This window comes from Paenibacillus sp. FSL R7-0179, from assembly GCF_038002265.1.
Lineage (GTDB): Bacteria > Bacillota > Bacilli > Paenibacillales > Paenibacillaceae > Paenibacillus_AQ.
Genome location: NZ_JBBOCC010000002.1, coordinates 3,401,975 through 3,427,747, shown reverse-complemented (window position 1 = coordinate 3,427,747; position 25,773 = coordinate 3,401,975). Strand labels below are relative to the sequence as shown.

Here is a 25,773-nt window from a genome sequence, read left to right as displayed (position 1 = left end):
CAAAGGAAAGGGGCTTGAATTCAAGCCCCTTTCGTTTATTTCTTGTAATTAAAGAATCGGGTTTTCAGACATATGTGCCTTAGGAACAGCTTCTCCGAAAAGGCCTCCTGAAGGAGTAATCGCGGGGGAGTTTTTGGCAGGAGCTTTTTTGTATTGTATAGTGGAGATAACAATTATTGGAGAGGACGGTGAACTATGCAGCAGGATTTGCAGCAAGGGCAAGGCGAAGTGATTGATTCTAACGGCCAGAGCCCCCGGAAGCCAAAGAATGAAGTCCTGGAATGGATTAAAGCGATAGCGATTGCATTGGTTCTGGTTATTCTAATACGCTGGCTTTTGTTCAAACCGTTTATCGTAGACGGCCCTTCCATGAAGCCTAACTTCCATACCGGCGAACGAGTGATTGTTAACGAAATTCTCTACGATATCCGCAAGCCGGAGCGCGGGGAAGTCATTGTGTTCCATGTGCCCTCAGAGGGCCGGGATTTCATTAAGCGTGTCATTGGTGTGGCGGGCGATACAGTCACGGTTGAAGGGGATGTCGTTACAGTGAACGGAGAGCCTGTGAACGAAACGTATATCCAGGGCGCGATTGATGATGCGCATAATAACAACATTTTGTACAACGATAAGAACTTCCCGAATGAGCAGTTTACGGACAATAAGGTGCCGGAAGGCCATGTATTCGTAATGGGGGATAACCGCTCTGACAGTACGGACAGCCGGATGATCGGTTATGTGCCGCTGGGGGATATTGTCGGCCGTGCAGACCTTATTTTCTGGCCGGTGAAGAATATCTCATTAATAAATCATTAATTCATTTATGAAGCTGACAGAAGTCAAAGGAGGTGACGGCATTGGCCATTCAATGGTTTCCTGGTCATATGACGAGGGCTAGACGGCAAATCGAGGATAAGCTGAAGCTGATTGATGTTGCGATAGAACTGCTTGATTCCCGTCTGCCGATTTCGAGCCGCAATCCGATGATTGACGATATTTTGCGGGACAAGCCAAGACTGATTATTCTAAATAAAGCAGATCTGGCCGATCCGGAAGTTACGCGCAAGTGGCTGGCTTATTTCAAGGAGCAGGGGCATGTTGCCTATCCGGTAGATGCTTCTACTGGCACTGGGATTAAAGAGATTCCGGAGCAGGTGAAGCTGCTGCTGAAGGACAAGATCGACCGGCAAATTGCCAAGGGCATGAATCCGCGTGCGATGCGGGCACTGATTGTGGGCATTCCCAACGTAGGCAAATCGACTCTCATTAACCGGATGGCTGGAAAAAGTATTGCGATTACCGGTGACCGTCCGGGGGTTACCAAGGGCCAGCAGTGGATAAAGACCGGCGGCAGTCTGGAGCTATTGGATACACCGGGGATTCTCTGGCCGAAGTTCGAGGACCAGACGGTAGGCTATAAGCTGGCAGTAACCGGGGCCATTAAGGAAGAAATCCTGAATATCGAGGATATCGCTTATTATGCGGTGAAATATTTGGTGAAGGATTACGGAAGCCGGTTCCAGGAGCGCTTTGATATCAGTAAGCTGCCGGAGGACTTAGAGAACCCGGACGAAATTGTGGCCGTTATGGAAGCGGTCGGACGTAAGCGCGGTTGTCTGATGAGCGGCGGCCGTGTAGACCTGGAGAAGGCTTCACGCGCGCTGCTGCATGAGCTTCGTGCCGGAAAGCTTGGACGCTTTACACTGGAGACACCTGAATAGTAGACTGTAGTATGGAATGGAAGAGCCATCCGTGAATGTGGGGTGGTTCTTTTTTTGCGTGTAGAGGGTTGAGGAAGATAGATCTAGAAGGCGTTAGTGCTGGGTGGTGTGAGAAGGAGCAAACAGATATTGTGAAAGTTGCTGAGAATGGGGGGATGAGAGGGTGCGCGAAGTAATCTTGTAAGAATTACAACTCTTCTCTATTGATATTGAACGGAGTACCAGAAGTGTTGTATGAAATGCAGGAATGCCCTCGTTTTGGCGGCTTGGGGGAGTAGAAATGCTGTTTTTCATACAACTTTTTTGAATTTTCGCAGTATTAATGAAGGGATTGTTGTCTTTAGTGCAGAATTTTAAGAATCGGAGACTGGGAATGGATGGAAGTAAGTGCGAGTTTGAAGCTTTTTTAGAATTCGCATTATGTCATATATTCGTAAGAAGATCATAGATGTAGCTTATTTTATTTTTAGTGGGCAGGTGGAGAGACGATGAGTGAGACAGATATGCTTGGGTATGAAAAAGAAGGCTGGGGACAATCCTTCCGTCACATCGCGGGTGTGGATGAAGTAGGCCGTGGCTGTTTGTTCGGAGATGTAGTGGCTGCAGCTGTAATTTTGCCAATGGGACTGATTATTGAGGGTGTGGATGATTCTAAAAAGCTGACGGCCAAAAAGCGTGAGGCTCTGTATGAGACCATTATGGAGCAGGCGCTGGCAGTAAGCTTAGGGCATGTAGAGGCGGCTATAATCGATGAAATTAATATTAAACAGGCTTCGCGTTTGGCGATGCGCCTGGCGGTTGAAGGATTAAGCCAGCAGCCGGACTATATGCTGATTGATGCGGAAAAGGTGGACCTGCCCTTGCCGCAGCGCGCCATCATCAAAGGTGATGCCAACAGCCAGTCGATTGCTGCCGCCTCCATTGTAGCCAAGGTGACCCGTGACCGGCTTTGTGAGGGCTTGTGGGAGGAATTATACCCGGATTACGGGATCAAAGTACATAAAGGATATGCTACCAAGCTGCATCGTGAGCAGATCAAGCTACTTGGTGTAACCCCGATGCACCGGCGCAGTTTTATCGGCAATATTCTGGCGGAGCAGGAACAGCTGTCTTTATTCTAAAAAAGGATGGCATAGCAGTTTCCAATTGGCGTGTAATCTGGATAATCACAATTGTAGGTGAAATACCGATATAAATAAAAAGAAGGGAGGCGGACAACATGAACATCGGGTCACTGGTTCGCGGTTTGCTTGGCGACAGCAAGGCGGGAGAGGCCAAATCTGTAGAGCTTAAGGAAGGTCAGGTTGTTCGCGGCGTTGTGCTAAGCGTATCCGATTCCGGAAAAGAAGCGGTGGTGCAGATTCAGGGGACGCCGGTACGGGCTGAACTGGAAACACCGCTGGCAGCCGGTCAGACGCTTAACCTGCAGGTGGGGGCACCAGGAGAAGGCGGCTTGCCGGTGCTTAAGCCGGTCTCTCTGGGGGAAGCGGCTATGGTCTCACCGCAGAGTATGGGCGAGGCGCTGGAGTCACTTGGACTTGCCAATTCCAAGGCGGGACGGGAGATTGTTCAAGCGATGCAAGCCGGAGGACTCGCCTTCACTAAGGAGACTGCGGCGAAGCTGGATGCTGTAATGAATGCCAAACCTCCCGGTGTCCCTGCCTCAGAATGGCTGGAAGCGGCTGTAATCTCAGTGAAGCGCGGCTTGCCTGTAACGGCGGAGACGGTGAAGGGGCTGCAGCAGGCTGTATTCGGGCCGAAGCTGCATGATTTGCTGGCAAAGCTGGAGACTGCGGTGAACGTCTGGCTGCAGCAAGGTGTGGACGGCGACGGATCAGGTCAAGCTGCGGGGAATAGCAGACTTATGGCAGGGCTGCTGACAGGCGGAGCAAATGCCGGGCTGGCTGGCAATGGAGGGACTGCCGGGGCGAATGCTCAGGCGGGACAGACTGGTAATGCTGGCATCTCTCAGGCATTGGGTGCAAATGGACAAGCTGTATTAGTGCCAGCGCGAGACGCAGAACCGGCAGGAAGCGGGAATGCTGCGGGTGCGCGTGAAGGTGCAGGGAGCGTGGCTGGAATACGTGGCGAAGGCACGGGGAATGTAGCAGGAGCGCGTGGTGAAGGAGCGGGGAATGTAGCAGGAGCGCGTGGTGAAGGAGCGGGGAATGAAGCAGGAACGCGTGGCGAAGGTGCGGGGACTGTGGCTGGAGCGCGCGAAGGTGCGGCGAATGTAGCAGGAGCGCGTGGTGAAGGAGCGGGAGCTGCGGCTGGAGCGCGTGAAGGTGCGGGGAATGTAGCAGGAGCGCGTGGTGAAGGAGCGGGAAGCGTGGCTGGAGCGCGTGAAGGCGCGGGAAATGTAGCAGGAGCGCGTGGTGAAGGAGCGGGAGCTGTTGTTGGAGCGCGCGAAGGTGCGGGGAATGTAGCAGGAGCGCGTGGCGAAGGTGCGGGGAACGCAGCTGGAGTGCGTGAGGGCGCGGGCGTTGCCGCGCAGGCGCAGAGCGCTGCGGGGCCTGCCCTGCTCGCGAAGCTGCAGGGCGTGCTCTCCGAGCTGCGCGGCGCTCTGCCGCAGCTCGCCGAAGCGCCGCCCGCCTCCGGCGCGGCGGGCGGCAGTGCAGCCCCTGCGGCGGCGCAGCCGCAGGGGGAATCCGCCGCCACCCAGGGGATTGACCCCTGGGTGGGGCGGATCTTGAAGCTGCTCGGTGCGGAGCACGAGCAGCAGCTCCTGCGCAGCGGCGGGGCGCATACCGCCGCTGCGCAGGCAGCGTCCGGCGGCGCGGAAGATGCCGCCGGTACGCTCAAGGGCGTGCTGCTGCAGGTACTGGGCAGCAGCGAGGCCCCGCCCGCGGTCAAGGAAGCCGCGGGCCAGCTGGTGCAGCAGCTGACGGGCCAGCAGCTGCTGCTGAATACAGACCGCACCGCGCCGTTCGCGCAGGTGACGATGTTCCTGCCGCTGCACGGACCGGATGGCCGGGAGACGGCCTCCGTCCAGATCCAGTCGCGGCGCGGCAGCAAAGGAGAGCTCGACGCGGCGAATTGCCGCTTGTGGTTCGATCTGGACATGAAGCAGCTCGGCCAGACGATGATCGATGTGCAGGTGGTGGACCGCATCGTCAGCCTGAAGCTGCATAACGATGAACCTTGGGTACTGGAGCTGCTGGAGGGCCGCCGCGAAGAGATGAAGGCGGCGGTCGAAGGGATAGGCTATCAGCTGTCCAGCCTGCGCACGGAGGCATTGCCGGAGCGGAGCGTGGCCGCTGCTGCGGTGAAGCCGTCCGATTATGCTCCGCAGGAGTACAAAGGAGTAGATTACCGCATATGAGTGAGTCTGAACAGAAGGTTCCTCAGAATCTCAAGAAGGCAGTGGCGCTCAAATATATTCCGGGCCAGAGCGAAGCGCCGGTGGTTGTTGCTAAGGGGCAAGGCTCGGTTGCGGACATCATCCTGCAAAAGGCAAAGGAAAACGGAGTAGCGGTCCAGGAGGATGCTGCGCTGGTAGAGGTGCTGTCGAAGCTCGATCTCGACCAGCAGATTCCGCCTCAGCTCTACCAACTGGTGGCTGAGATTCTCAGCTATGTATACCAGAGTGACCGGACTGCCGGGGAACGGAGACAGAAGTGAGCCTTAACGGGGACGGCAGAATTTACACCCGCCAGGAGAAAGGCGCTGCTGCCGAGCAGGCGGCCCGAATGTATCTGACTTCGCGGGGCTACCTCATCCGGGATTCTAACTGGCGCTGCCGCAGCGGAGAGCTGGATATTATCGCGGAATATGACGGCACGCTGGTCTTCATTGAGGTGCGCAGCCGGAGCGGATCAGCCCTTCAGGGCACGGCGGAGGAGTCGGTCGATGCGCGCAAAATCCGTCAGGTGAGAGAGACGGCCCGGGTCTACCTGCACATGCAGGGACTCCAGCCGGCTGCAATTGCATTCGATGTGATTACTGTACAGCTTCAGCCGGATTTAAGCATCGCCTCTCTGCGGCATCTCCGGGAAGCCTTTTAGCTGTCTCTGATTGCAAGAATCGGGTAAAAATTAACAATTATCCTTGACAGATGCCGGACTTCATGGGTCATTTCTCAAAAGAAGTGGGTAAACATTAGTGTAACTTTTAATGCCACCATGAGGAGGGCTGCCGGAATGAGGAATCAACCAATGAATATACAAGTAAGCTTTACTTGCCAAAATTGTGAGCATAATATAGTAGCGGAACTTGGCGCAGAGCCCTTATCCGTTGTATGCTGCAGTAATTGTAATAAGACATTTACCGTTATGCGGCCTGCAATAGCGGAAGAGATATTGATTGACTGGGAGAATGAAGCGTTATTCCACAAGATGCGTGCTGAGAAAACCCAAGACAGCAACAGCAGTCTCTTGTCACTGGTCATCAATGTGATCGAGCTGTTGACCTGGCGCGACAAGGGCAACGGACAAGTGGAGGCCATTAAGGAAATGCGCAAATGGCTGATCGAGCATGAGGAAGCGCCGCCGGTGGCGGAATTAATACAAATGGATGTGAACCGGCGAGGAGCCAAGCGGAAGTGGAATGATTAAGGAATAAAGCACTTAGCGAAAGCGGGGAACGGTCTTGTCCAAAGTATTTTTCACCTCAGATCATCATTTTGGCCACAAGCTGATCATTGATTTTGAATCGCGGCCTTTTAGCAGTGCGGAAGAGATGGACAAGGTGATGATTGCGAACTGGAATGCTGTGGTAGGCAAGGAGGATACGGTTTTTCATCTTGGAGACTTTTCCTTCAGGAATCAAGAGGATACCTTGAGCATTGTGGCTGCCCTGAACGGGTACAAAATTCTGATACTTGGCAATCATGACCGTGGACGCGGACGGGGCTGGTGGCTGGAAGCCGGGTTTGATGAGGTCAGTGAGTATCCGCTGATATACAAGGAGTTTTTTCTGCTCTCGCATGAGCCAATGTATATGAACAAGCATATGCCTTACGTGAATGTGCACGGACATATTCATGGACAGAAATATGAAGGCAATCATCATTTTAATATTTGTGTGGAGCATTGGAATTACACTCCGTTGTCCTTTGAACAGATCAGGGATTCAGTGGTAGCCAGTGAAGAAGGCTAAAAAATGATTCTTTGGTCATGGTTGCATGATTATGCAAGATGATTGAATTCTGAATTTTGTGCAGCATTTTATGCGCAATAACCTTGCATGTTGTGTAGGGTTGTGGGTATACTGAGTGTAATTGAGCTTACGGAAAAAGAGGAAGCACCTTTTTTCCTGGAAATGAACACCCGCTGCGGGTGTATTTCTGGAGAAGAGGTGCTTATTTGTGTATGGAAAAATGCATAGCGCATGCCTGTATGGCATTGAAGGTGTAATGATTGGAGTGGAGGTGGATCTGGCTAACGGCTTGCCGCAGACCCATATTATCGGTCTGCCAGATTCGGCAGTCAGGGAAGCGGTAGAACGGGTACGGGCCGCCGTTAAAAATTGCGGGTACAGCTATCCCCAGCAGCGGGTGACGATTAATCTGGCCCCGGCCGATCTGCGCAAGGAGGGCTCTGCGTTTGATCTGGCGATTGCCCTCGGGATACTGACGACAAGCGGCCAACTTGTCATGCCGGAAGCCGGGCAGATGCTGCTGATTGGTGAGCTTGCGCTCGACGGAAGTCTGCGGCCGGTAAATGGGGTATTATCCATGGCCCAGGCTGCGCGGCAGGCCGGAATTCATGCTGTTCTGGTGCCGCCCGGCAATGCGGCTGAAGCTGCGTTAATCGCGGGAATGAAGGTATACACTGCCGGACATTTGCGGGAGCTGCCTCAGCCGGGGCAGCTTCCTCCGCCGACTCCGGTTGAATGGTCTGAAGCAGCCGGATCAGACTTGCCCTTGCCGCAGGCTGATTTGCCGTTTCCGGTATCTGTATCTGTGAGTACTGAAGCGTCCTCCAGGAAGCGTCCGCCTGTTCTGGCGTTGTCCCTGGAGCATTTGAGATATGATACTGAGCCAGTGCAGAATATTCCCTCCCCGCTTGGAGGGAAGCAGTTCTTCAACGAAGATTACAGCGATGTTATCGGGCAAAATCATGTGAAGCGGGCGCTTACGATTGCGGCTGCGGGGATGCACAATATTATTCTGATTGGCCCTCCAGGCACCGGGAAGAGCATGCTGATTAAGCGGTTACCCGGAATTCTTCCCGAGCTTAGTGATCAAGAATCACTTGAGGTGATGAAGATATTCAGTGCTGCCGGGAAGCTTAGGGACGGCGGAGGCGGCTTGCTGCGCGAGCGCCCGTTTCGTTCCCCGCATCATACGATCTCGGCGGCCGGATTGATCGGCGGGGGCGGAATTCCGAAGCCTGGGGAAGTTAGCCTTGCACACCGCGGCATTCTCTTCCTGGACGAGCTGCCCGAGTTCTCCCGGACCGTGCTTGAAGTGCTCCGCCAGCCGCTGGAGGACGGGATTGTCACCATCAGCCGGGCACGGGCATCCTTCACCTTCCCTGCCCAGTTCCTGCTTGCCTGCTCCATGAATCCGTGCATGTGCGGATTTCTCGGCAGTGGCAGTGCAGAGCAGCGGTGCAGCTGCAGTCCGGCCAAAATCGCCCAGTACCGGGGCAAAATCTCGGGCCCGCTGCTGGACCGGATGGATATGCAGGTCGATGTGCCGCGCCCAAGGGAAGGAGACAGGAATATACCTCCGGTCACGACGGCACAGATGCGTTCTGAGGTTCTGCGGGCTCAGGCGATTCAGGAGGAGCGGTATAGCGCACTGCCTATTTCCTGGAACAGTGAGCTATCCGGGGCGGCGCTTCGCCGTTATGCTGCGCTGCGGCCGGAAGAGGAGCTGCTGCTCAGCAGTATCCTGGAGAGTCTTGGGCTCAGTATGCGGGCGCATGACCGGATTATTAAGCTGGCCCGCACGATTGCCGATCTGGAAGGAACGGAGGAGATTGGCGCTGCCCATCTGGCCGAAGCGGTCCAGTACCGCAATCTGGACAGGCAGGTCATGGTGGAGGAGGAAGCCTGACACGCCAAAACCCCCGTCCGGGGCCGCCGGACAGGGGGATGCTGAAACGGTATCGGCATGTGTTAGGGGTGATAGAACCGTTTTAACATATTGAAGTTATACTTACAGCACGTTCAGTTCAACTTCGATATTGCCGCGGGTCGCGCGGGAGTAAGGACATGCGCCATGAGCCGCTTCTACCAGCTGTTTGGCGGTTTCACGGTCAACACCCTTGACCAGAACATCCATCTTCACAGCAATGCCGAAGCCGCCGTCTTCCACTTTACCGAAGCTGACAGTAGCGGTTACTTCAGAGCCTTCGATCTTTACCTTGCCCATACGTGCCACCATGTTCAGCGCGCTGTCGAAGCAAGCGGAATATCCGGCTGCGAACAGCTGCTCAGGATTCGTGCCTTCACCGCCGGCGCCGCCCATTTCTCGTGGTGTGCTGATCGTAAGGTTCAGCTTAGGGCTGTCGGATTCGATAGAACCCTGTCTGCCGCCTACGGCTTTTACTGTTGTTTCGTACATTTTCTGTTGGATGGTCATCATATATATCGCTCCCGTTCGTTTTCATAATGTATTGTACACAACATAATTTAACACAATTAAAATAAAAGTCAATCTATTTTCCGCTATTAACATGATATTATGTATGAATTGTGATAAACTAATGTCACAAAGGCAGGTGAAGAAGAAATGCAAAAAGAACCCACTACAACCCCTGAGCTTATGCTGGAGAACCAGCTCTGCTTTACGATTTATGCCTGTTCGCGTGAATTTACTAAGCTATACCAGCCTCATCTGGATAAGATCGGATTAACGTATTCGCAGTATCTGGTTATGCTGGTCCTGTGGGAGAGACAGCAATGTACAGTCAAGGAGCTGGGTGAAGCTCTGTTCCTCGATTCAGGCACGCTGACTCCGCTGCTCAAGCGTCTGCAGGCTGCAGGACTAATTTTGCGTGAACGTTCTTTGCAGGATGAGCGGAAGGTGCTTATTTCATTAACGCCCCAAGGCTTGGCGCTGCAGCAGGATGCAATGGGCATTCCCGGCAAAATGGTAGAAGGCACGATGCTCTCCCCGGTAGAGTTCATAGATTTGCTGGGACAGTTCAAAAATCTCCTGAACCGGGTGCATGAAGCAAATATTAGCAATTCGAAATCGTAGTCTCGCTCCCATATAAGAAATATAGGTTTCGCCGTCCTGAATAAGGGCGGTTAAGCCGTTTAAGCATGGATGTCAATGCAATCGTTCGCATTCCGGCATGAAACCAAGCGAAAATGTATGTATAAATAGTGAAAGTTTTTAAGGAAAGCGTTTTTAAAACATGTTACAATATTCTGGGTTTCACATTCTGGCATATAGGTAATTATAGATATCACCTTGTGATAGGAACTATATGCTACTGGCAGAGAACTGTACCTTTTGCAGCATATGCTTCTGGTGCCAGCGCTCTGCTTGTACCGGGATATTGCCGGTTAACAACCGGTCTGGCCCGGCTTTGGACAATCAAAACGGAATGCGGAATGACCGCAGGCTGCCTGCTACACGGTCACCGCAACACTTTAGGAGGCTTCCGGAATGAATATCCACGAGTATCAGGGAAAAGAAGTACTTAAGAAGTATGGCGTAGCCGTACCGAACGGAAAAGTTGCTTATACAGTGGACGAAGCAGTGGAAGCTGCCGCAGCGCTGGGTACACCTGTGGTTGTAGTCAAAGCGCAGATTCATGCTGGCGGACGCGGTAAAGCCGGCGGCGTCAAGGTGGCGAAGAACAGTGATGAGGTACGCGCGTATGCGTCCGAGATCCTCGGCAAGACACTGGTGACCCATCAGACGGGACCCGAAGGCAAGGTAGTGAAGCGGCTGCTGATTGAAGAGGGCTGTCAGATTGTCAAAGAATATTATATCGGTCTGGTTGTGGACCGTGCTTCCGGACGTGTCGTTATGATGGCATCCGAAGAGGGCGGTACGGAGATTGAAGAGGTGGCGGCGACACATCCCGAGAAGATTTTCAAGGAAATCGTTGATCCGGCGGTGGGGCTTCAGACCTTCCAGGCGCGTAAGCTGGCTTACAGTATCGCTATTCCTCCCGAATTGGTGAACAAAGCGGTCAAGTTTATGCAAGCGCTATATCTGGCTTTTGTGGATAAAGATTGCTCGATTGCGGAGATCAACCCGCTGGTCGTTACTGCTGACGGTAATGTCATGGCGCTTGATGCCAAGCTTAACTTCGATTCCAACAGTCTGTTCCGCCACAAGGATATCCTGGAGCTGCGTGATCTGGACGAAGAGGATGCCAAAGAAATCGAAGCGTCCAAATTCGACCTCAGCTACATCGCACTGGACGGCAACATCGGCTGTATGGTGAACGGTGCGGGCCTGGCGATGGCAACTATGGATATCATTAAATATTATGGCGGCGAACCGGCCAACTTCCTCGATGTAGGGGGCGGTGCGACGACTGAGAAGGTAACAGAAGCCTTCAAAATCATCCTGTCCGATGACAAGGTGAACGGTATCTTTGTTAATATTTTTGGCGGCATTATGCGTTGTGATGTCATCGCCACCGGTGTAGTCGAAGCGGCAAGACAGCTTGGCTTAACCAAGCCGCTGGTCGTACGTCTTGAGGGCACGAATGTGGCACTGGGTAAGGAGATTCTCGCCGGCTCCGGACTGAATATCGTCGCTGCAGATTCCATGGCGGACGGTGCCCGCAAAATCGTTGCTCTTGTGTAATCATAGCTGCCTTTGTGGGGAGCCAGTCTCGTATTCGACAATATAAGTGAGGATGTGACCTATCGCATGAGCATTCTTGTAGATAAAAATACGAAAGTCATCACCCAGGGAATTACCGGCGCTACAGGTTTATTTCATACAAAAGGCGCGCTGGACTACGGTACTCAGATGGTTGGGGGTGTAACGCCGGGCAAGGGGGGCACTACGGTTCAGATTACCCTGGAGAACGGCACGGAAAAGAGTCTGCCTGTCTTTGATACGGTTGTTGCCGCCAAAGCAGCCACTGGTGCAACTGCAAGTGTCATTTACGTACCGCCAGCTTTTGCCGCAGATTCGATTATGGAAGCGGTGGACGCGGAGATGGACCTGGTCATTTGTATCACAGAAGGCATTCCGGTGCTTGATATGGTCAAAGTGTCCAGATACATGGAGGGCCGCTCCACGGTGCTGATCGGTCCCAACTGTCCGGGTGTCATCACGCCTGGAGAATGCAAAATCGGCATTATGCCGGGTTATATTCATAAGCCGGGGTATGTCGGTGTAGTCTCCCGAAGCGGAACCTTGACCTATGAGGCTGTACATCAGCTGACGGAGCGCGGAATCGGCCAATCCTCAGCGGTGGGCATCGGAGGCGACCCGGTGAAGGGCTCGGAGTTCATCGACATCCTGAAGCTGTTCAATGAAGATCCGGGCACCAAGGCTGTCATTATGATCGGTGAGATCGGCGGGACGGCAGAGGAAGAAGCTGCGCTGTGGATCAAAGAGAACATGACCAAGCCTGTGGTGGGCTTCATCGGCGGGGTTACGGCACCTCCGGGCAAACGGATGGGCCATGCCGGGGCAATCATTTCAGGCGGTAAAGGGACGGCGAGCGAGAAGATCGCTGTGCTGGAGTCCTGCGGGATTAAGGTAGCCCCAACGCCTGCTGAAATGGGCTCTACCCTTGTCAGTGTGCTTGAGGAACGCGGCATCCTGAATGCCTTCACCACACACTAGAGCGTTTCTGCGCTAGTTGTAATTCGAAATGTTGTGGGGTTATTTTGTCACAGCTTTTCCTGCTGAAGCAGGTATAATAAATATTGAAGGTAAGCAACCTTTTGTCCCGGATGACGCGGATGAAAGGTTGCTTTTTTTGGTTTAAGCCAGGTTTGGTTTAAGACAATAAGGAAGGCTGGCCCTTCCGCACGGGGAGAGAATACATATGGAAATTCGCGAGCTGTTGTTCGGTCTGCATGAGATGGAGGGGATTGGATGGAAAAGTATCGACAAGATCCGCCGGGCGGGTCTTTTGACGAATGCTGTCTTCTCCTGTTCTGCTGAGGAATGGGAGCGGGCTGGAATCAGCAGTGTGATAGCCGCCCGGCTGGCAGCAGACTTTAATGAAGCATGGGTGCTGAAGCGCTGCTCTTTAATGAAAGAAAGCGGTGTAGCGATGGTCACCTTGCTGGACGAACACTATCCTGCACAGCTGCGGGAGACCCCTCAGCCGCCCTGGGTATTGTACTATCGTGGCCGTCTGGAGCTTGCTTCCCGTCCCTCTGTTGCTATGGTTGGGACACGGGTGCCTACCGCTTATGGGCGCAAGGTGGGGGAGATGCTGGCGGGACAGCTAAGTGCAGCCGGTCTTACGGTAGTAAGCGGCTTGGCGAGGGGGATAGACAGTGTCTGTCATGAAGCAGCGCTAGGCGGAGCAGGAGGGACCATCGCTGTGGTGGCAACCGGCCTAAATAAGGTCTATCCTCCAGAGAACCGTGAGCTGGAGCGGCAGATTTCGCGCGAAGGACTGGTTCTTAGCGAATATCCTATCGGAACTCCGAGCCATCCCGGATTATTCCCGCAGCGCAACCGGATTATCGCCGGCCTGTCACTGGGAACACTGGTGGTAGAAGCAGACAGCCGCAGCGGGTCCCTGATCACCGCCGATGCTGCACTTGAAGCAAGCCGGGATGTGTTTGCCGTGCCAGGGCCGCTGACCTCTCCCAAGAGCAGAGGGGCACTCGAGCTGATTAAGCAAGGTGCGAAGCTGGTAACCTGCGCCTCAGATATTGTGGAAGAATACGTATCCTACCTGCCTTCTAAGGGGACTGGAATAGCCTCAGCAGGAGCATTAGAGCAGGAGAGTCCGGCCGATCTGATGGAAAAGAAATTGACAAGTGAGGAGCTGCACCTTTACCATATACTGCATCAAGGGCCGTTTACACTCGATGAGCTGCTGGCGTCAACGAGGTGGGATTTTGGACATTTGCATTCAGTTCTGTTATCTTTAATCATAAAAAAAGCGGTAACACAATTACCGGGTGCAATTTATAAGGTAATTTAATATAGAAGTAACTGTGGTAAGCATGCACTTCCTGGTCGGGCCGGTCCGAGGACGGGTTCAGGAGGTAGCCTGCTTACGAACTTTTGGGAGGAAAACCTATGGCAGATGCGTTGGTTATTGTAGAGTCACCATCAAAAGCGAAAACGATTGGTAAATATCTGGGCAGCAAATATATTGTTAAGGCATCCATGGGGCATATCATAGATTTGCCAAAAAGCCAGATCGGTGTGGATGTGGAGAATCAGTTCAATCCCAAATATATAACGATCCGTGGCAAGGGTTCTATCTTGAAGGAACTTAAGGATGCCAGCAAAAAAGTCAAGAAAGTCTATCTCGCAGCTGACCCGGACCGTGAAGGGGAAGCCATTGCCTGGCATTTGGCAAATGCACTGAATTTGGACAACACTCAGGAATGCCGGGTGGTCTTCAATGAAATTACCAAGCAGGCGGTGAAGGATGCCTTCAAGACGCCGCGCAAGATTAATATGGATCTGGTGAATGCCCAGCAGGCGCGGCGGATTCTGGACCGGCTTGTCGGTTACAAGATTAGTCCTCTATTATGGAAGAAAGTCAAAAAAGGCCTCTCCGCCGGACGTGTACAATCGGTAGCGGTCAAAATTGTAATGGACCGGGAGAATGAAATTTCCGAATTCATTCCTACAGAATACTGGAGCATTACTGCCCGGCTAGCGATTCGGGATTCTGAATTCGAAGCCAAATTTCACCGGCTGAACGGCGAGAAGAAGGAGCTGGGCCAGGAGAGCGATGTGCAGGAAGTGCTGGAAGCGATTAAGAACGCTGCCTTCCAGGTCAAAGAAGTGAAAGAGAAGGAGAGACAGCGTCATCCATCCGCTCCGTTCACGACAAGCTCACTGCAGCAGGAGGCTGCCCGCAAGCTGGGCTTCCGCGCGTCCAAGACGATGTCTGTCGCACAGCAGCTCTATGAGGGAGTCGAGCTGGGCAAGGAAGGCACTGTGGGGTTAATCACTTACATGCGTACGGATTCCACGCGTATATCCACTACGGCCCAGGATGAAGCCAAGGAGCTGATCCAAGCCAAATACGGTGAGAAGTTCATTCCCGAGACGCCGCGCCAATATTCCAAGAAGGCTGCGGGCGCACAGGATGCGCATGAAGCGATCCGTCCGACCTCTGCGCTACGTGAGCCGGACATGGTCAAGGAATACATGAGCCGTGATCAATTCCGGCTGTATAAGCTGGTCTGGGAGCGTTTTGTGTCCAGTCAGATGTCTTCCGCGCTGCTGGATACGTTGTCGGTAGATATTACAGCCGGAACAGCGATATTCAGAGCGGTAGGGTCCAAGGTCTCGTTCCCGGGCTTCATGAAGGTGTATGTGGAAGGCAATGACGACGGCACAACAGACGAAGAGAAGTTCCTGCCGCAGCTGAAGGCAGGCGATGAGCTGGTGAAGCGCGAGATTGAGCCGAAGCAGCATTTCACACAGCCGCCGCCAAGATATACAGAAGCCCGTCTCGTCAAGACGCTTGAGGAACTGGGCATAGGCCGTCCAAGTACGTATGCGCCGACTCTGGAGACAATCCAGAAGCGCGGGTATGTGGCGATTGAAGAGAAGAAGTTCATGCCGACCGAGCTTGGAGAGCTGATCATAGAGCAAATGGAAGAGTTCTTCCCGGAAATTCTCAATGTGGAATTCACCGCCCATATGGAAGGGGACCTTGACCATGTGGAGGAAGGTGCGGAGGATTGGGTGAAGGTACTGGCCGAGTTCTATGAATCCTTTGAGAAAAGACTCCTTTATGCGGAAGAAGAAATGAAGGAAATCGAGATTGAAGATGAGGTCTCTGATGAGCTGTGTGAGAAATGCGGCAAGCCGATGGTCTATAAGCTGGGCCGGTTCGGCAAATTCCTGGCCTGCTCCGGATTTCCGGAATGCCGCAACACCAAGCCAATCATTAAGGATATCGGTGTAAGCTGTCCAAAATGTCATGAAGGCAAGGTAGTGGAGCGGCGCAGCAAGAAGGGGCGTGTCTTCTACGGCTGCGACCAATATCCGGGCTGTGACTTTGTCTCCTGGGATAAGCCGTCAGTGAAGCCGTGTCCGGCTTGCGGCTCCTGGATGATAGAGAAACGCAACAAGCAGGGAACCAAGCTGCAGTGTACTTCATGCGATCATACAGAAGCTGTAATCGAGAACGATGAGTTAGCAGAATAATAGGGTTACAGGAGGAACGGAAATTGACAGAAAAAGCACAAGTAACCGTTATCGGAGCAGGTCTGGCCGGAAGTGAAGCCGCCTGGCAGATCGCTTCGCGCGGAGTTCCAGTCAGATTGTATGAGATGCGTCCGGTCGTGAAGACACCGGCGCATCATACAGATCAGTTCGCTGAGCTGGTCTGCAGCAACTCACTGCGGGCGAATGGCCTCGGGAATGCAGTGGGTGTACTTAAAGAAGAAATGCGGCGCCTGGGCTCCCTGGTACTGGGTGCAGCCGACCGACATGCCGTTCCGGCAGGAGGAGCTCTTGCTGTTGACCGGGACGGATTCTCCGGTGAAATTACGTCCATGCTGCATAACCACCCTCTGGTGGAAGTCATAAATGAAGAACTTACGCATATACCGGAGGAAGGGATTGTTGTTATTGCCACCGGGCCGCTGACCTCACCCTCCCTGTCTTCGGAGATTAAGGGACTGCTTGGCGAGGAATACTTTTATTTCTATGATGCAGCAGCTCCGATTGTAGAGAAAGACAGCATCGATATGAGCAAGGTCTATTTGGCCTCCCGCTATGATAAAGGTGAAGCCGCCTATCTGAACTGTCCGATGACAGAAGAGGAATTCGATGTTTTTTATGATGCGCTGATCTCTGCCGAGACGGCTGCACTCAAAGATTTTGAGAAAGAGATTTACTTTGAAGGCTGTATGCCGATTGAAATTATGATGAGACGCGGCAAGCAGACGGCACTGTTCGGCCCTATGAAGCCTGTTGGACTGCTCAATCCTCACACGGGCAAGCTGCCTTACGCGGTTGTGCAACTGCGCCAGGACAATGCTGCCGGTACGCTGTATAATCTGGTCGGCTTCCAGACGCATCTGAAGTGGGGCGAGCAAAAACGGGTATTCTCACTTATTCCGGGTCTGGAACAAGCTGAATATGTGCGTTATGGGGTCATGCACCGCAATACATTCATTAATTCTCCCAAGCTGCTGCAGCCCACTTACCAGATGAAGGGCCGGGAGCGACTGTATTTTGCCGGCCAGATGACCGGGGTGGAAGGGTATGTTGAATCTGCGGCTTCCGGTATGATCGCCGGTATGAATGCAGCGAGAGCTGCGCTTGGCGAAGAGAGCCTGATCTTCCCCGAGGATACGGTGCTGGGCAGCATGCCCGCCTATATCACTTCGGCCGATCCGCAGCACTTCCAGCCGATGAATGCCAACTTCGGCCTGCTCCCGAAGCTTGAGACCCGGTTCCGCAGCAAAAAAGAGAAAAACGAACGTCTGGCATACCGGGCACTTGACAGTCTTGCTGCTTATGCTGCTGCCCATGAATTGACGTATACAGAGCCGGAGCCGGTGGATGCTGATCCGGCAGAAGCGGATAGTCCGGCACAACCGGCTCAATAGGTCCAGACCTGTATCACCTAATCTGAGGAGGGTGCCCATCATGTTACCCAGCTTTCATGCAACTACGATTTGTGCGGTAAGACATAACGGCCATGCGGCGATTGCCGGGGACGGCCAGGTTACATTCGGAGAGAGTGTCATTATGAAGACGACGGCCAAGAAGGTCCGCCGCCTATACAGAGGTCAGGTCATTGCCGGGTTCGCGGGCTCTGTGGCTGATGCAATTACGCTGTTCGAGAAGTTCGAGGGCAAGCTTGAGGAGCATCACGGCAATCTGCAGCGGGCGGCGGTGGAGCTGGCCAAGGACTGGCGTCAGGACCGCATTCTGCGCAAGCTGGAGGCGCTCATGATCGTAATGAATAAGGAAGGCATGCTGCTGATCTCCGGCAACGGTGAAATTATCGAGCCGGATGATGATGTGCTGGCGATCGGCTCCGGCGGGAACTTTGCCCTGGCTTCCGGGCGGGCACTTAAGCGCCATGCTCCGCAACTGGGGGCCGGTGACATTGCCAGAGAAGCGCTGCAAATTGCCTCCGAGATCTGTGTATATACCAATTCCAATATTATTGTCGAAGAGCTATAGGCAAGGTGCCATATATAAAGGGAGGAAGTCACAATGGTGAATCAATCGCTTACGCCACGCCAGATCGTAACAGAGCTTGACAAATATATCGTAGGTCAAAAGCAGGCCAAGAAATCAGTGGCCGTTGCCCTCCGCAACCGGTACCGGCGCAGTTTGTTGTCCGAGGAGCTGCGGGATGAGGTCGTGCCGAAGAATATTCTGATGATTGGACCTACCGGTGTAGGTAAAACAGAGATTGCCCGGCGTCTGGCTAAGCTTGTTAATGCCCCGTTCATCAAAGTAGAAGCCACCAAATTTACGGAAGTCGGCTACGTGGGGCGCGATGTGGAGTCTATGGTCCGTGATCTGGTGGAGACCTCTATCCGTATGGTGAAGCTGGAGCGGACCGAAAAGGTGAAGGACCGCGCAGAAGAGCTGGCGAATGACCGGATTGTGGCGATTCTGGTTCCATCCTCCTCGAAGGGCAAATCGCAGCGCAATCCGTTTGAGATGATTTTTGGCGGAAACAACGGCGGGGCCGAAGAATCCAAGGAAGAGCCGGAGGACGGAAGCCTGAGCGAACGCCGAAGAGGGATTAAGTTCAAGCTGCTTGCCGGCCAGTTAGAGGATGACGTCATTGAGATTGATGTCGAGGACACGACGCCATCCATGATGGATATGTTCGCGGGCCAGGGTAACGACCAGATGGGCATGAATATGCAGGAGATGTTCGGTAACCTGCTGCCGAAACGCACGAAGAAGCGCAAGCTGCCGATCCGTGAGGCCCGCAAGGTGCTGATCCAGGATGAAGCGGCCAAGCTGATAGACACAGACGATATGATTCAGGAATCAGTAGCCCGCGCAGAGCAATCCGGGATTATTTTCATCGATGAGATCGATAAGGTAGCCAGCCAAGGCAAGGGCTCAGGTCCCGATGTATCCCGCGAAGGCGTGCAGCGTGATATTCTGCCCATCGTCGAGGGATCGACTGTCATGACCAAATACGGGCCTGTGAAGACAGACTACGTGCTGTTCATCGCTGCAGGTGCTTTTCATATCGCTAAGCCTTCCGATCTGATCCCTGAGCTTCAGGGACGTTTCCCGATCCGTGTGGAGCTGAGCAGTCTTACACTTGAGGACTTTGTATCTATTCTTACGGAGCCTGAGAACGCACTTACGAAACAGTATGTCCATTTACTGCAGACAGAGAACATTGAAATCCAGTTCCAGAAGGAAGCTATTCAGGAAATTGCCAAGATTGCAGCTTCCGTGAATCAGAATATGGAGAACATCGGGGCGCGGCGTCTTCATACGATCCTGGAAAAGCTGTTGGAGGATCTATCGTTCGAGGCACCTGAGCTGACACTGGACACCATGGTCATCACGCCGGAGTATGTTCGCGAAAAACTGGCAGGAATCGCGCAGGACCGCGACTTAAGCCAATATATCCTTTAAGCTCACAGAGCCACAAAATCTTCAATATAGGTAATTAGAATTAAGGCTATATAAATTTGATTCTAAATTCATGCATTAAAAGTTAAAAAAATCTATAATAAAGCAGAAAATGTAATAAAAAAGGAAAATAATTGTAAAAACATGCTTTAAGCCCTCTCTTTTCTGAAAAGATAGGGCTTATTTCTTATTGTAATAATATACAAATTCTAAGAGAATCAATGTATGTGAGATTGACATAAGAATCATTCATCGACATGGTTCGACTTTAAGGCGAATATGTTGTGAAAAAAATGACTTTATTTGTCGAAAAAAAGCAGGGATTTGAACAAAGTTGTGGAATTCTTTTCATTATGATAGGTTTGGAAGGGGGATTACTATGGGTTTGCTGAACAGTGTCAGTTTTCAAAGATTACAAGGAGGCCTAGATGCCGCCACCAAACGACAAAGTGTTCTGGCTAATAATGTAGCAAATAATGATACACCAAATTTTAAACGTTCAGATGTTAGCTTTGAGAGCTTCCTGAGAGATCAGGAGAGCGGACTTAAAGCCACTCTGGGTGCGAAGGTATCAGACTCCCGCCATTTCCGCTTCGGGACAGTGACCGGCATGCCGGCTGCTGTGGTCAGTACCGATGAGACTACATCTATGAATAACAACGGCAATAATGTGGATATGGAACGTGAACAGGCGCTGAGCGCCGAGAACCAGCTGAGATACAACTCTTATGTAGAACAGCTGAACAGTCAGATCACAATGATGCGTACAGTTGTACAGGGAGGGTAATGAATAATGAACTTTGGCAGCAGCTTTGGTATTAGCGCCTCGGCTTTAACCGCCCAGCGTCTACGGATGGATGTGATCTCCTCCAACATAGCAAACGCCGAGACCACAAGAGCCTCCGTGGTGGACGGCAAAGCCGTACCATACCGCCGTAAGCTCACAGTTCTGGAAACTACCCAGGCTGACAGCTTCGCAAATATACTCGGCTCCAAGATGAGCGGGGGGAATGATGGCGTCAAGGTGAAATCGATTATCGAGGATTCTTCTCCGCTCAAGCCGGTATATAATCCGAGCCACCCTGATGCGGACGCTGAAGGTTATGTATACATGCCTAATGTGGATGTGACCAAGGAAATGGTGGATATGCTGTCTGCCTCGCGTTCTTACGAAGCGAATGTTACGATGCTGAACGCATCCAAATCCATGGTGACCAAGGCGCTTGAAATCGGCCGGTAGAATGAATTGACTGTCTAGGAGGAGAAGAATTGATACAGAATTTATTGATCGGGAACCAGGCGGTTCAGCCGCTCGCTATGAAGTCTGCAGCTGCAGAATCATCGGCCGTGCAGGAGCCGGGACAGAGCTTCGGTTCATACCTGGAGAATGCGCTTAACCAGGTGGCAGATCAGGAACAGCAGGCGAAAGACATGAGTAACAAATTTGTACTGGGAGAGGTCAACATTGATGAGGCTATGATTTCGTCCCAACAGGCATTGCTGAGTTTGCAGTTGACTACACAAGTCCGGAACAAAGTGATTGAAGCCTATCAGGAAATTATGAGAACTCAAATCTAAATAATCCTAGCTACGTTTCGGATGGGGTGACACTGTGAATGAAAGATTGGCCCAGTACCGGGAGAAGATAACCCAGTATTGGAACAGATTCAGCGGTAAACAGAAGATACTATTTTTCTCCACTCTGTTTATTATCATTATAGTAATCGTAGTTACAACTATGCAGTTATCGAAGGTGGAATACGAGGTAGCTTTTCAGGACCTGGACAGTACCGATTCAGCGGGAGTTATGAGTTATTTGGATTCATCGGGGGTGTCTTACCGTTTAAGCCCGGATGGCAAAAGTATCTCCGTTCCCAGCACAGATGCTGCACGTATCAAGATAGCTGTTGGTTCTCAGGGAATCGTTCAGCAGGGCTCGATCGGATACAAGGTGTTCAATGAATCCTCGTCCATGATCGGGACTACAGACAGTGAATTTAATGTTAAATACAACAATGCGCTTAATGGTGAAGTGGAACAGCTGCTGAGAAGGATGCAGGGGATAAAAGACGCCAAGGTGCTTATTACCCTGCCGAAGGAGACAGTATTTGCCGCACAGGAGGATCAGGAGAAAGCACAGGCTTCCGTGGGGATGAGCTTTGATCCGGGATTCAGACCCTCCCAGGAGAATATTGATGCTTACTTCAATCTGGTGAAGACCGCTGTGCCTAATCTTCCTATCGAGAACATTACAATTACCAGTAACGAGGTGGAGCTAAAACCGACGGCCAGGGGCGGCCAGGCGGGGATTGCAAGCCAGGTTGAAGAGAACTTCGCACTCAAGAAGAAATTCGAAGATGATGTGAAGCGGGATGTGAAGCAATTCCTGAGTACCCTCACAGGTCCCGATAAGGTCGATGTCCTGGTGTTCTCCAAGCTTAATTTCGATAAGGAGAACAGGAAGGAAGATGTCGTAGTACCGGTGGATGCTGAGAATATGAAGGGGATTGAGATCAGCTCGCAGATTATCAGCAAAACATTCTCGGGCCAAGGGAACACTTCCGGAGGAGTCGCAGGTACAGGATCTGAAGATGTTGCAGGTTATCCTGCGGGGGCTGACACAGGTGCTTCTTCTTCTGAGGAATCATCGGAGACAAGGAACTATGAAGTTACTAGAATCACTAAGGATATCATCGCAAGTCCATATACTGTAAAAGATTTAACCATAAATGTCGCGGTTGAACCACCTGCAGGACAAACAACTTTGGACGAGGCTACTTCAGGAGCCATACAGAACATCTTGGTCAACATTGTCCGTGCGTCCCTGGCAGATTCAGGTATTACTTATACAGACGCCGACCTGACCAAAAAAGTTTCGGTATTCTCGCAACAATTTGGAGGTGCCACTGCCGAGAATACAACCGGCGGACTGGCAACCTGGATGATCTGGGCGATTGGTGCTGCTGCTCTGCTGGTCGGTGCAGGCGGAGGTTATCTGATCTACCGCAGCCGGAAGAACAAGCAGGAGGAAGAGGTGGAAGAAGATATTCCGCTGCAGGTTCCTACCGAGTTCCCTTCAATTAATATGGATAGCGTGACGAATGAGAGTCAGGTCCGCAAGCAGCTGGAAAGTCTGGCGAAGAAGAAGCCGGATGAATTCGTAAATCTGCTCCGCACCTGGCTTGCTGAAGAACAGAGGTGAAGAAATGGCAAAAGCTAGCCAGCAGGGACTCAGCGGCCGTCAAAAGGCGGCGATCCTGCTTATCACACTAGGGCCTGAAGTATCGGCACAAATATTCAAGCATCTGCGGGATGAGGAAATCGAACAGCTGACGCTGGAAATTGCGAATGTACGCAAAGTGGACAGCGGGGAAAAAGAGTCGATCATGTCCGAATTCCATCAGATCTGTCTCGCTCAGGAATATATCTCGCAGGGCGGTATCAATTACGCCAAGGAGATCCTCGAGAAAGCTCTCGGTTCGGCCAAGGCGCTCGAAGTCATCAACCGCCTGACAGCAACGCTGCAGGTAAGACCTTTCGATTTTGCCCGTAAGGCAGATCCGAACCAGATTCTCAACTTCATTCAGAACGAGAATGTACAGACAATTGCCCTTGTACTCTCGTATCTGCAATTTGAACAGGCGGCCTCCATTCTGTCTTCCCTGCCTCAGGAGAAGCAGGCGGAGGTAGCCAGAAGAATAGCGATTATGGACAGCACCTCTCCAGAGGTGGTCACCCAGATAGAACGTGTACTGGAACAGAAGCTGTCTGCTACAGTCACCCAGGATTATACGAATGCAGGCGGTATCGAATCGATTGTACAGATTCTGAACGGCGTAGACCGCGGTACAGAGCGTACTATTCTCGATTCCCTGGAAATTCAGGACCCGGAGCTGGCCGAGGAAATCAAGAAGCGGATGTTCGTCTTCGAGGATATCGTCAATGTCGACAACCGCTCGATTCAGCGGATTATCAAGGATATCGACAACGCCGACTTGCAGCTTGCGCTCAAGGTGGCCAGCGAGGAAGTGCGGGATGTTATCTTCCGCAATATGTCCAAGCGTATGGCCGAGACCTTCCGCGAGGAAATGGAGTACATGGGACCCGTGCGGCTGCGTGATGTGGAAGAAGCACAGACCCGCATCGTAGGCACGATCCGCAGACTCGAAGAGTCTGGTGAAATTATCATCGCCCGTGGCGGAGGAGATGACATTATTGTCTAAGCTGATCAAACATTCTCAATATATTCCGGTAGATGTGCTGAAGCGTCTTGAACAGGCCAGGCATCATGCAGGCCTGACTGAAGAGCCGGCTCCTGAAGAGCCGGCTCCTGAAGAGCCTCAGGGTGAAGTCCACTACCAGGACCCCGCCAGGGAGGCAGCGGAGCAGTCACGCAAGCAAATGCTGAAGGATGCTCAGGAGTTCGCGGAGAGTCAAGTCCGCAGCGCCTCCGAGGAAGCGGAGAATATTGTGGAATCAGCGCGGACTGAAGCTGAAGAATGGTGGCGTGAGCGCAGGGAACAGGATGAGCTGCTGATTGAAGCCGTCAAATCCGAGGGCTATCAGCAGGGGTATCAGGAAGGTCTCGCTCAAGCAGAGCAGGAGATGTCCCGGCGCCTTGCCGAGATGATGGAAGAAGCGCGGACCGTGCTTCAGGAAGCGTACCGGGCTAGAGATGTAATTATTCAGGAGGCGGAACCGTTTCTTGTAGAGCTGAGCTGCGATATTGCTGAGAAAATCGTGGACAAGCAGCTCACCGTAGAACCGCAATTTGCCATGGATCTGATCCGTAAGAATCTGGCCCGCAAACGCGAGCAGGGGCTGATTTCACTCTGTGTCTCTCCTGCACAGTTTGCTTTTGTCAATGCGGCCCGGGAAGAGCTCTCGCTTGCAGTGGACTCACAGGCTGAGCTGCAGATTCTCCCGGATTCAACGGTCAGAGATCTGGGGTGTGTGATCCGGTCTTCCTTCGGCAGCATCGATGCACGTGTCGATACCCAGCTTGCTGAGATCAAAAAAGAACTGCTAAGAATCGCTCTGGACTCGGATGAACACAGAAATGGGGACGACGATGCTTGACAGCAGAAGATACAAAGATCAGCTGCGTAACTTCGATCCGGTAAGGATTAACGGGAAGGTTACACAGGTTATCGGGCTGATGGTGGAGTCGGAAGGGCCTGACGCCAGCATCGGTGATGTGTGTTATATCTATCCTGCCAAAGGCAGTAAGCCGCTTCAGGCAGAGGTTGTAGGGTTCCGTGATAACAAGGTACTGTTAATGCCGCTTGGAGAACTGCAGGCTATCGGGCCTGGCTGTGATGTAGTGGGCACCGGCAAACCGCTGAGCGTTCAAGTCGGCTCGGAGCTGCTCGGGAAGGTTCTTGACGGTCTGGGACAGCCGCTGGACGGTTCGCTGATACCGGCCAGAATGCCGCATAGCTCCACGTTCAATATTCCATCCAATCCGCTTAACCGTCCGCGGGTCGCCGAACCGATCAGCATTGGAGTCCGGGCTATCGATGGACTGTTGACGATCGGCAAGGGGCAGCGGGTAGGGATTTTTGCCGGCTCGGGTGTGGGGAAGAGTACTCTGATGGGCATGATTGCCCGCAACACGTCGGCAGATGTCAATGTAATTGCGCTGATCGGTGAACGGGGCAGAGAGGTGCTTGATTTCATTGAGCGCGATCTGGGACCCGAGGGTCTACAGCGTTCGGTGGTCATTGTGGCCACTTCCGATCAGCCTGCGCTGATTCGGATCAAGGGGGCGCTGATCGCCACTACAATTGCCGAGTATTTCCGCGACCGTGGGTTGAATGTCATGCTAATGATGGACTCGGTAACACGTTATGCGATGGCGCAGCGTGAGGTAGGGCTGGCAGTCGGTGAGCCTCCGGCGATGAGAGGGTATACACCTTCTGTATTCGCCAGTTTGCCTAAGCTGCTGGAACGGGCTGGAACCGGTCCTACAGGCTCTATCACCGCGTTCTACACGGTGCTGGTTGACGGTGACGATATGAACGAGCCGATAGCAGACGCTGTTCGCGGTATTCTGGACGGGCATATTGTTCTGAACCGGAATATAGCCAACAAAGGACATTTTCCGGCGATTGACGTCCTCGCCAGCATCAGCCGGGTGATGAAGGATATCGCCCCGGAGGAGCAGATTGCTGCAGCCGAGAATGTGAAGCGCCTGATGGCGGTATATAAGGATTCCGAGGATCTCATTAACATCGGGGCTTACCAGAGGGGCTCGAATGCGCAAATCGATGAGTCGATGCATTACATCGACAGCATCTGGGAGTTCACCAAGCAGAAGGTGAACGAGAAGGTAACCCTTAGCGAAGTGCAGCAGACTTTAATTTCACAGTTCTCGAGGAGTTGATT

Annotated in this window: 25 protein-coding genes; 24 read left to right on the top strand and 1 reads right to left on the bottom strand. The window is 52.6% G+C overall.

Annotated elements, in window-relative coordinates:
- The first annotated feature begins 195 nt into the window (after nt 1–195).
- The 9 genes from lepB (at nt 196) to MKX63_RS31280 (ending at nt 8,724) form a co-directional block, all read left to right on the top strand.
- Entirely contained in the window at nt 196–816 is a 621-nt protein-coding gene (lepB, locus tag MKX63_RS31320) for a signal peptidase I (protein ID WP_341022729.1), read from the top strand.
- A 41-nt stretch (nt 817–857) separates the two neighbouring features.
- On the top strand, nt 858–1,721 hold the full coding sequence (gene ylqF, locus MKX63_RS31315) for a ribosome biogenesis GTPase YlqF (RefSeq protein WP_341022728.1): 864 nt from the start codon (nt 858–860) through the stop codon (nt 1,719–1,721).
- Nucleotides 1,722–2,209: 488 nt separating this feature from the next.
- Complete coding sequence (locus tag MKX63_RS31310) at nt 2,210–2,842, top strand: ribonuclease HII (protein ID WP_341022727.1); 633 nt, start codon at nt 2,210–2,212, stop codon at nt 2,840–2,842.
- 98 nt (nt 2,843–2,940) lie between these two features.
- Nucleotides 2,941–5,043: a hypothetical protein gene (locus MKX63_RS31305; RefSeq protein WP_341022724.1), complete on the top strand. Its 2,103-nt coding sequence runs from the start codon at nt 2,941–2,943 to the stop codon at nt 5,041–5,043.
- The gene (locus tag MKX63_RS31300) at nt 5,040–5,342 is read left to right on the top strand and encodes an EscU/YscU/HrcU family type III secretion system export apparatus switch protein (RefSeq protein WP_036692460.1); all 303 of its coding nucleotides are present in this window, start codon (nt 5,040–5,042) and stop codon (nt 5,340–5,342) included. The genes MKX63_RS31305 and MKX63_RS31300 overlap by 4 nt, the downstream gene beginning before the upstream one ends.
- Nucleotides 5,339–5,725, top strand: a complete 387-nt coding sequence (locus tag MKX63_RS31295) for a YraN family protein (RefSeq protein ID WP_341022721.1) — start codon at nt 5,339–5,341, stop codon at nt 5,723–5,725. The genes MKX63_RS31300 and MKX63_RS31295 overlap by 4 nt, the downstream gene beginning before the upstream one ends.
- Before the next feature lie 267 nt (nt 5,726–5,992).
- Entirely contained in the window at nt 5,993–6,274 is a 282-nt protein-coding gene (locus tag MKX63_RS31290) for a hypothetical protein (protein WP_341022720.1), read from the top strand.
- 34 nt (nt 6,275–6,308) lie between these two features.
- Entirely contained in the window at nt 6,309–6,818 is a 510-nt protein-coding gene (locus MKX63_RS31285) for a phosphoesterase (protein WP_341022717.1), read from the top strand.
- A 208-nt stretch (nt 6,819–7,026) separates the two neighbouring features.
- Entirely contained in the window at nt 7,027–8,724 is a 1,698-nt protein-coding gene (locus tag MKX63_RS31280; protein WP_341022715.1) for a YifB family Mg chelatase-like AAA ATPase, read from the top strand.
- 102 nt (nt 8,725–8,826) lie between these two features.
- On the opposite strand, the gene MKX63_RS31275 is transcribed toward MKX63_RS31280, so the two are convergent.
- The gene (locus MKX63_RS31275) at nt 8,827–9,255 is read right to left on the bottom strand and encodes an organic hydroperoxide resistance protein (RefSeq protein ID WP_341022712.1); all 429 of its coding nucleotides are present in this window, start codon (nt 9,253–9,255) and stop codon (nt 8,827–8,829) included.
- A gap of 147 nt (nt 9,256–9,402) precedes the next feature.
- On the opposite strand from MKX63_RS31275, the gene MKX63_RS31270 reads away from it, so the two are divergent.
- The 15 genes from MKX63_RS31270 (at nt 9,403) to fliI (ending at nt 25,771) form a co-directional block, all read left to right on the top strand.
- Nucleotides 9,403–9,873, top strand: coding sequence for a MarR family winged helix-turn-helix transcriptional regulator (locus MKX63_RS31270; protein WP_341022710.1), 471 nt, complete (start codon nt 9,403–9,405; stop codon nt 9,871–9,873).
- A 414-nt stretch (nt 9,874–10,287) separates the two neighbouring features.
- Nucleotides 10,288–11,445 (top strand): ADP-forming succinate--CoA ligase subunit beta, encoded by a 1,158-nt coding sequence (gene sucC, locus MKX63_RS31265; protein WP_036724647.1) that lies wholly within the window; start codon nt 10,288–10,290, stop codon nt 11,443–11,445.
- A 66-nt stretch (nt 11,446–11,511) separates the two neighbouring features.
- Nucleotides 11,512–12,441, top strand: a complete 930-nt coding sequence (sucD, locus tag MKX63_RS31260; RefSeq protein ID WP_341022709.1) for a succinate--CoA ligase subunit alpha — start codon at nt 11,512–11,514, stop codon at nt 12,439–12,441.
- A gap of 205 nt (nt 12,442–12,646) precedes the next feature.
- The gene (gene dprA, locus MKX63_RS31255) at nt 12,647–13,765 is read left to right on the top strand and encodes a DNA-processing protein DprA (protein ID WP_341022707.1); all 1,119 of its coding nucleotides are present in this window, start codon (nt 12,647–12,649) and stop codon (nt 13,763–13,765) included.
- A 98-nt stretch (nt 13,766–13,863) separates the two neighbouring features.
- Nucleotides 13,864–15,960: a type I DNA topoisomerase gene (topA, locus tag MKX63_RS31250; RefSeq protein WP_341022705.1), complete on the top strand. Its 2,097-nt coding sequence runs from the start codon at nt 13,864–13,866 to the stop codon at nt 15,958–15,960.
- Between the two features lie 23 nt (nt 15,961–15,983).
- Nucleotides 15,984–17,372 (top strand): FADH(2)-oxidizing methylenetetrahydrofolate--tRNA-(uracil(54)-C(5))-methyltransferase TrmFO, encoded by a 1,389-nt coding sequence (gene trmFO, locus MKX63_RS31245; RefSeq protein WP_341022703.1) that lies wholly within the window; start codon nt 15,984–15,986, stop codon nt 17,370–17,372.
- 40 nt (nt 17,373–17,412) lie between these two features.
- Entirely contained in the window at nt 17,413–17,955 is a 543-nt protein-coding gene (gene hslV, locus MKX63_RS31240) for an ATP-dependent protease subunit HslV (RefSeq protein WP_341022701.1), read from the top strand.
- Between the two features lie 33 nt (nt 17,956–17,988).
- Nucleotides 17,989–19,389, top strand: coding sequence for an ATP-dependent protease ATPase subunit HslU (gene hslU / locus MKX63_RS31235; protein ID WP_036724651.1), 1,401 nt, complete (start codon nt 17,989–17,991; stop codon nt 19,387–19,389).
- A 376-nt stretch (nt 19,390–19,765) separates the two neighbouring features.
- A complete protein-coding gene (gene flgB / locus MKX63_RS31230; RefSeq protein WP_341022699.1) occupies nt 19,766–20,173 on the top strand; it encodes a flagellar basal body rod protein FlgB in 408 nt (135 codons plus the stop codon).
- A gap of 6 nt (nt 20,174–20,179) precedes the next feature.
- On the top strand, nt 20,180–20,626 hold the full coding sequence (gene flgC, locus MKX63_RS31225; protein ID WP_341022698.1) for a flagellar basal body rod protein FlgC: 447 nt from the start codon (nt 20,180–20,182) through the stop codon (nt 20,624–20,626).
- 29 nt (nt 20,627–20,655) lie between these two features.
- Nucleotides 20,656–20,964, top strand: a complete 309-nt coding sequence (fliE, locus tag MKX63_RS31220) for a flagellar hook-basal body complex protein FliE (protein ID WP_341022697.1) — start codon at nt 20,656–20,658, stop codon at nt 20,962–20,964.
- 34 nt (nt 20,965–20,998) lie between these two features.
- Nucleotides 20,999–22,588, top strand: coding sequence for a flagellar basal-body MS-ring/collar protein FliF (gene fliF / locus MKX63_RS31215; RefSeq protein WP_341022695.1), 1,590 nt, complete (start codon nt 20,999–21,001; stop codon nt 22,586–22,588).
- A gap of 4 nt (nt 22,589–22,592) precedes the next feature.
- A complete protein-coding gene (gene fliG / locus MKX63_RS31210) occupies nt 22,593–23,609 on the top strand; it encodes a flagellar motor switch protein FliG (RefSeq protein ID WP_036692485.1) in 1,017 nt (338 codons plus the stop codon).
- Nucleotides 23,602–24,465: a FliH/SctL family protein gene (locus MKX63_RS31205; RefSeq protein ID WP_341022693.1), complete on the top strand. Its 864-nt coding sequence runs from the start codon at nt 23,602–23,604 to the stop codon at nt 24,463–24,465. The genes fliG and MKX63_RS31205 overlap by 8 nt, the downstream gene beginning before the upstream one ends.
- Nucleotides 24,458–25,771 carry a flagellar protein export ATPase FliI gene (gene fliI / locus MKX63_RS31200; protein WP_341023377.1) on the top strand — a complete coding sequence of 438 codons (1,314 nt, stop codon included), beginning with the start codon at nt 24,458–24,460 and terminating at the stop codon, nt 25,769–25,771. The genes MKX63_RS31205 and fliI overlap by 8 nt, the downstream gene beginning before the upstream one ends.
- The last annotated feature ends 2 nt before the right edge of the window (nt 25,772–25,773 follow it).

Excerpts from the sequence above, each read along its gene's own strand:
- lepB (WP_341022729.1), top strand. The coding sequence starts at position 196 with ATGCAGCAGGATTTGCAGCAAGGGCAAGGCGAAGTGATTGATTCTAAC.
- MKX63_RS31310 (WP_341022727.1), top strand. The coding sequence starts at position 2,210 with ATGAGTGAGACAGATATGCTTGGGTATGAAAAAGAAGGCTGGGGACAA.
- MKX63_RS31305 (WP_341022724.1), top strand. The coding sequence starts at position 2,941 with ATGAACATCGGGTCACTGGTTCGCGGTTTGCTTGGCGACAGCAAGGCG.
- MKX63_RS31300 (WP_036692460.1), top strand. The coding sequence starts at position 5,040 with ATGAGTGAGTCTGAACAGAAGGTTCCTCAGAATCTCAAGAAGGCAGTG.
- MKX63_RS31290 (WP_341022720.1), top strand. The coding sequence starts at position 5,993 with ATGCGGCCTGCAATAGCGGAAGAGATATTGATTGACTGGGAGAATGAA.
- MKX63_RS31275 (WP_341022712.1), bottom strand. The coding sequence starts at position 9,255 with ATGATGACCATCCAACAGAAAATGTACGAAACAACAGTAAAAGCCGTA.
- MKX63_RS31270 (WP_341022710.1), top strand. The coding sequence starts at position 9,403 with ATGCAAAAAGAACCCACTACAACCCCTGAGCTTATGCTGGAGAACCAG.
- sucC (WP_036724647.1), top strand. The coding sequence starts at position 10,288 with ATGAATATCCACGAGTATCAGGGAAAAGAAGTACTTAAGAAGTATGGC.
- sucD (WP_341022709.1), top strand. The coding sequence starts at position 11,512 with ATGAGCATTCTTGTAGATAAAAATACGAAAGTCATCACCCAGGGAATT.
- dprA (WP_341022707.1), top strand. The coding sequence starts at position 12,647 with ATGGAAATTCGCGAGCTGTTGTTCGGTCTGCATGAGATGGAGGGGATT.
- topA (WP_341022705.1), top strand. The coding sequence starts at position 13,864 with ATGGCAGATGCGTTGGTTATTGTAGAGTCACCATCAAAAGCGAAAACG.
- hslV (WP_341022701.1), top strand. The coding sequence starts at position 17,413 with ATGTTACCCAGCTTTCATGCAACTACGATTTGTGCGGTAAGACATAAC.
- hslU (WP_036724651.1), top strand. The coding sequence starts at position 17,989 with ATGGTGAATCAATCGCTTACGCCACGCCAGATCGTAACAGAGCTTGAC.
- flgB (WP_341022699.1), top strand. The coding sequence starts at position 19,766 with ATGGGTTTGCTGAACAGTGTCAGTTTTCAAAGATTACAAGGAGGCCTA.
- flgC (WP_341022698.1), top strand. The coding sequence starts at position 20,180 with ATGAACTTTGGCAGCAGCTTTGGTATTAGCGCCTCGGCTTTAACCGCC.
- fliG (WP_036692485.1), top strand. The coding sequence starts at position 22,593 with ATGGCAAAAGCTAGCCAGCAGGGACTCAGCGGCCGTCAAAAGGCGGCG.
- fliI (WP_341023377.1), top strand. The coding sequence starts at position 24,458 with ATGCTTGACAGCAGAAGATACAAAGATCAGCTGCGTAACTTCGATCCG.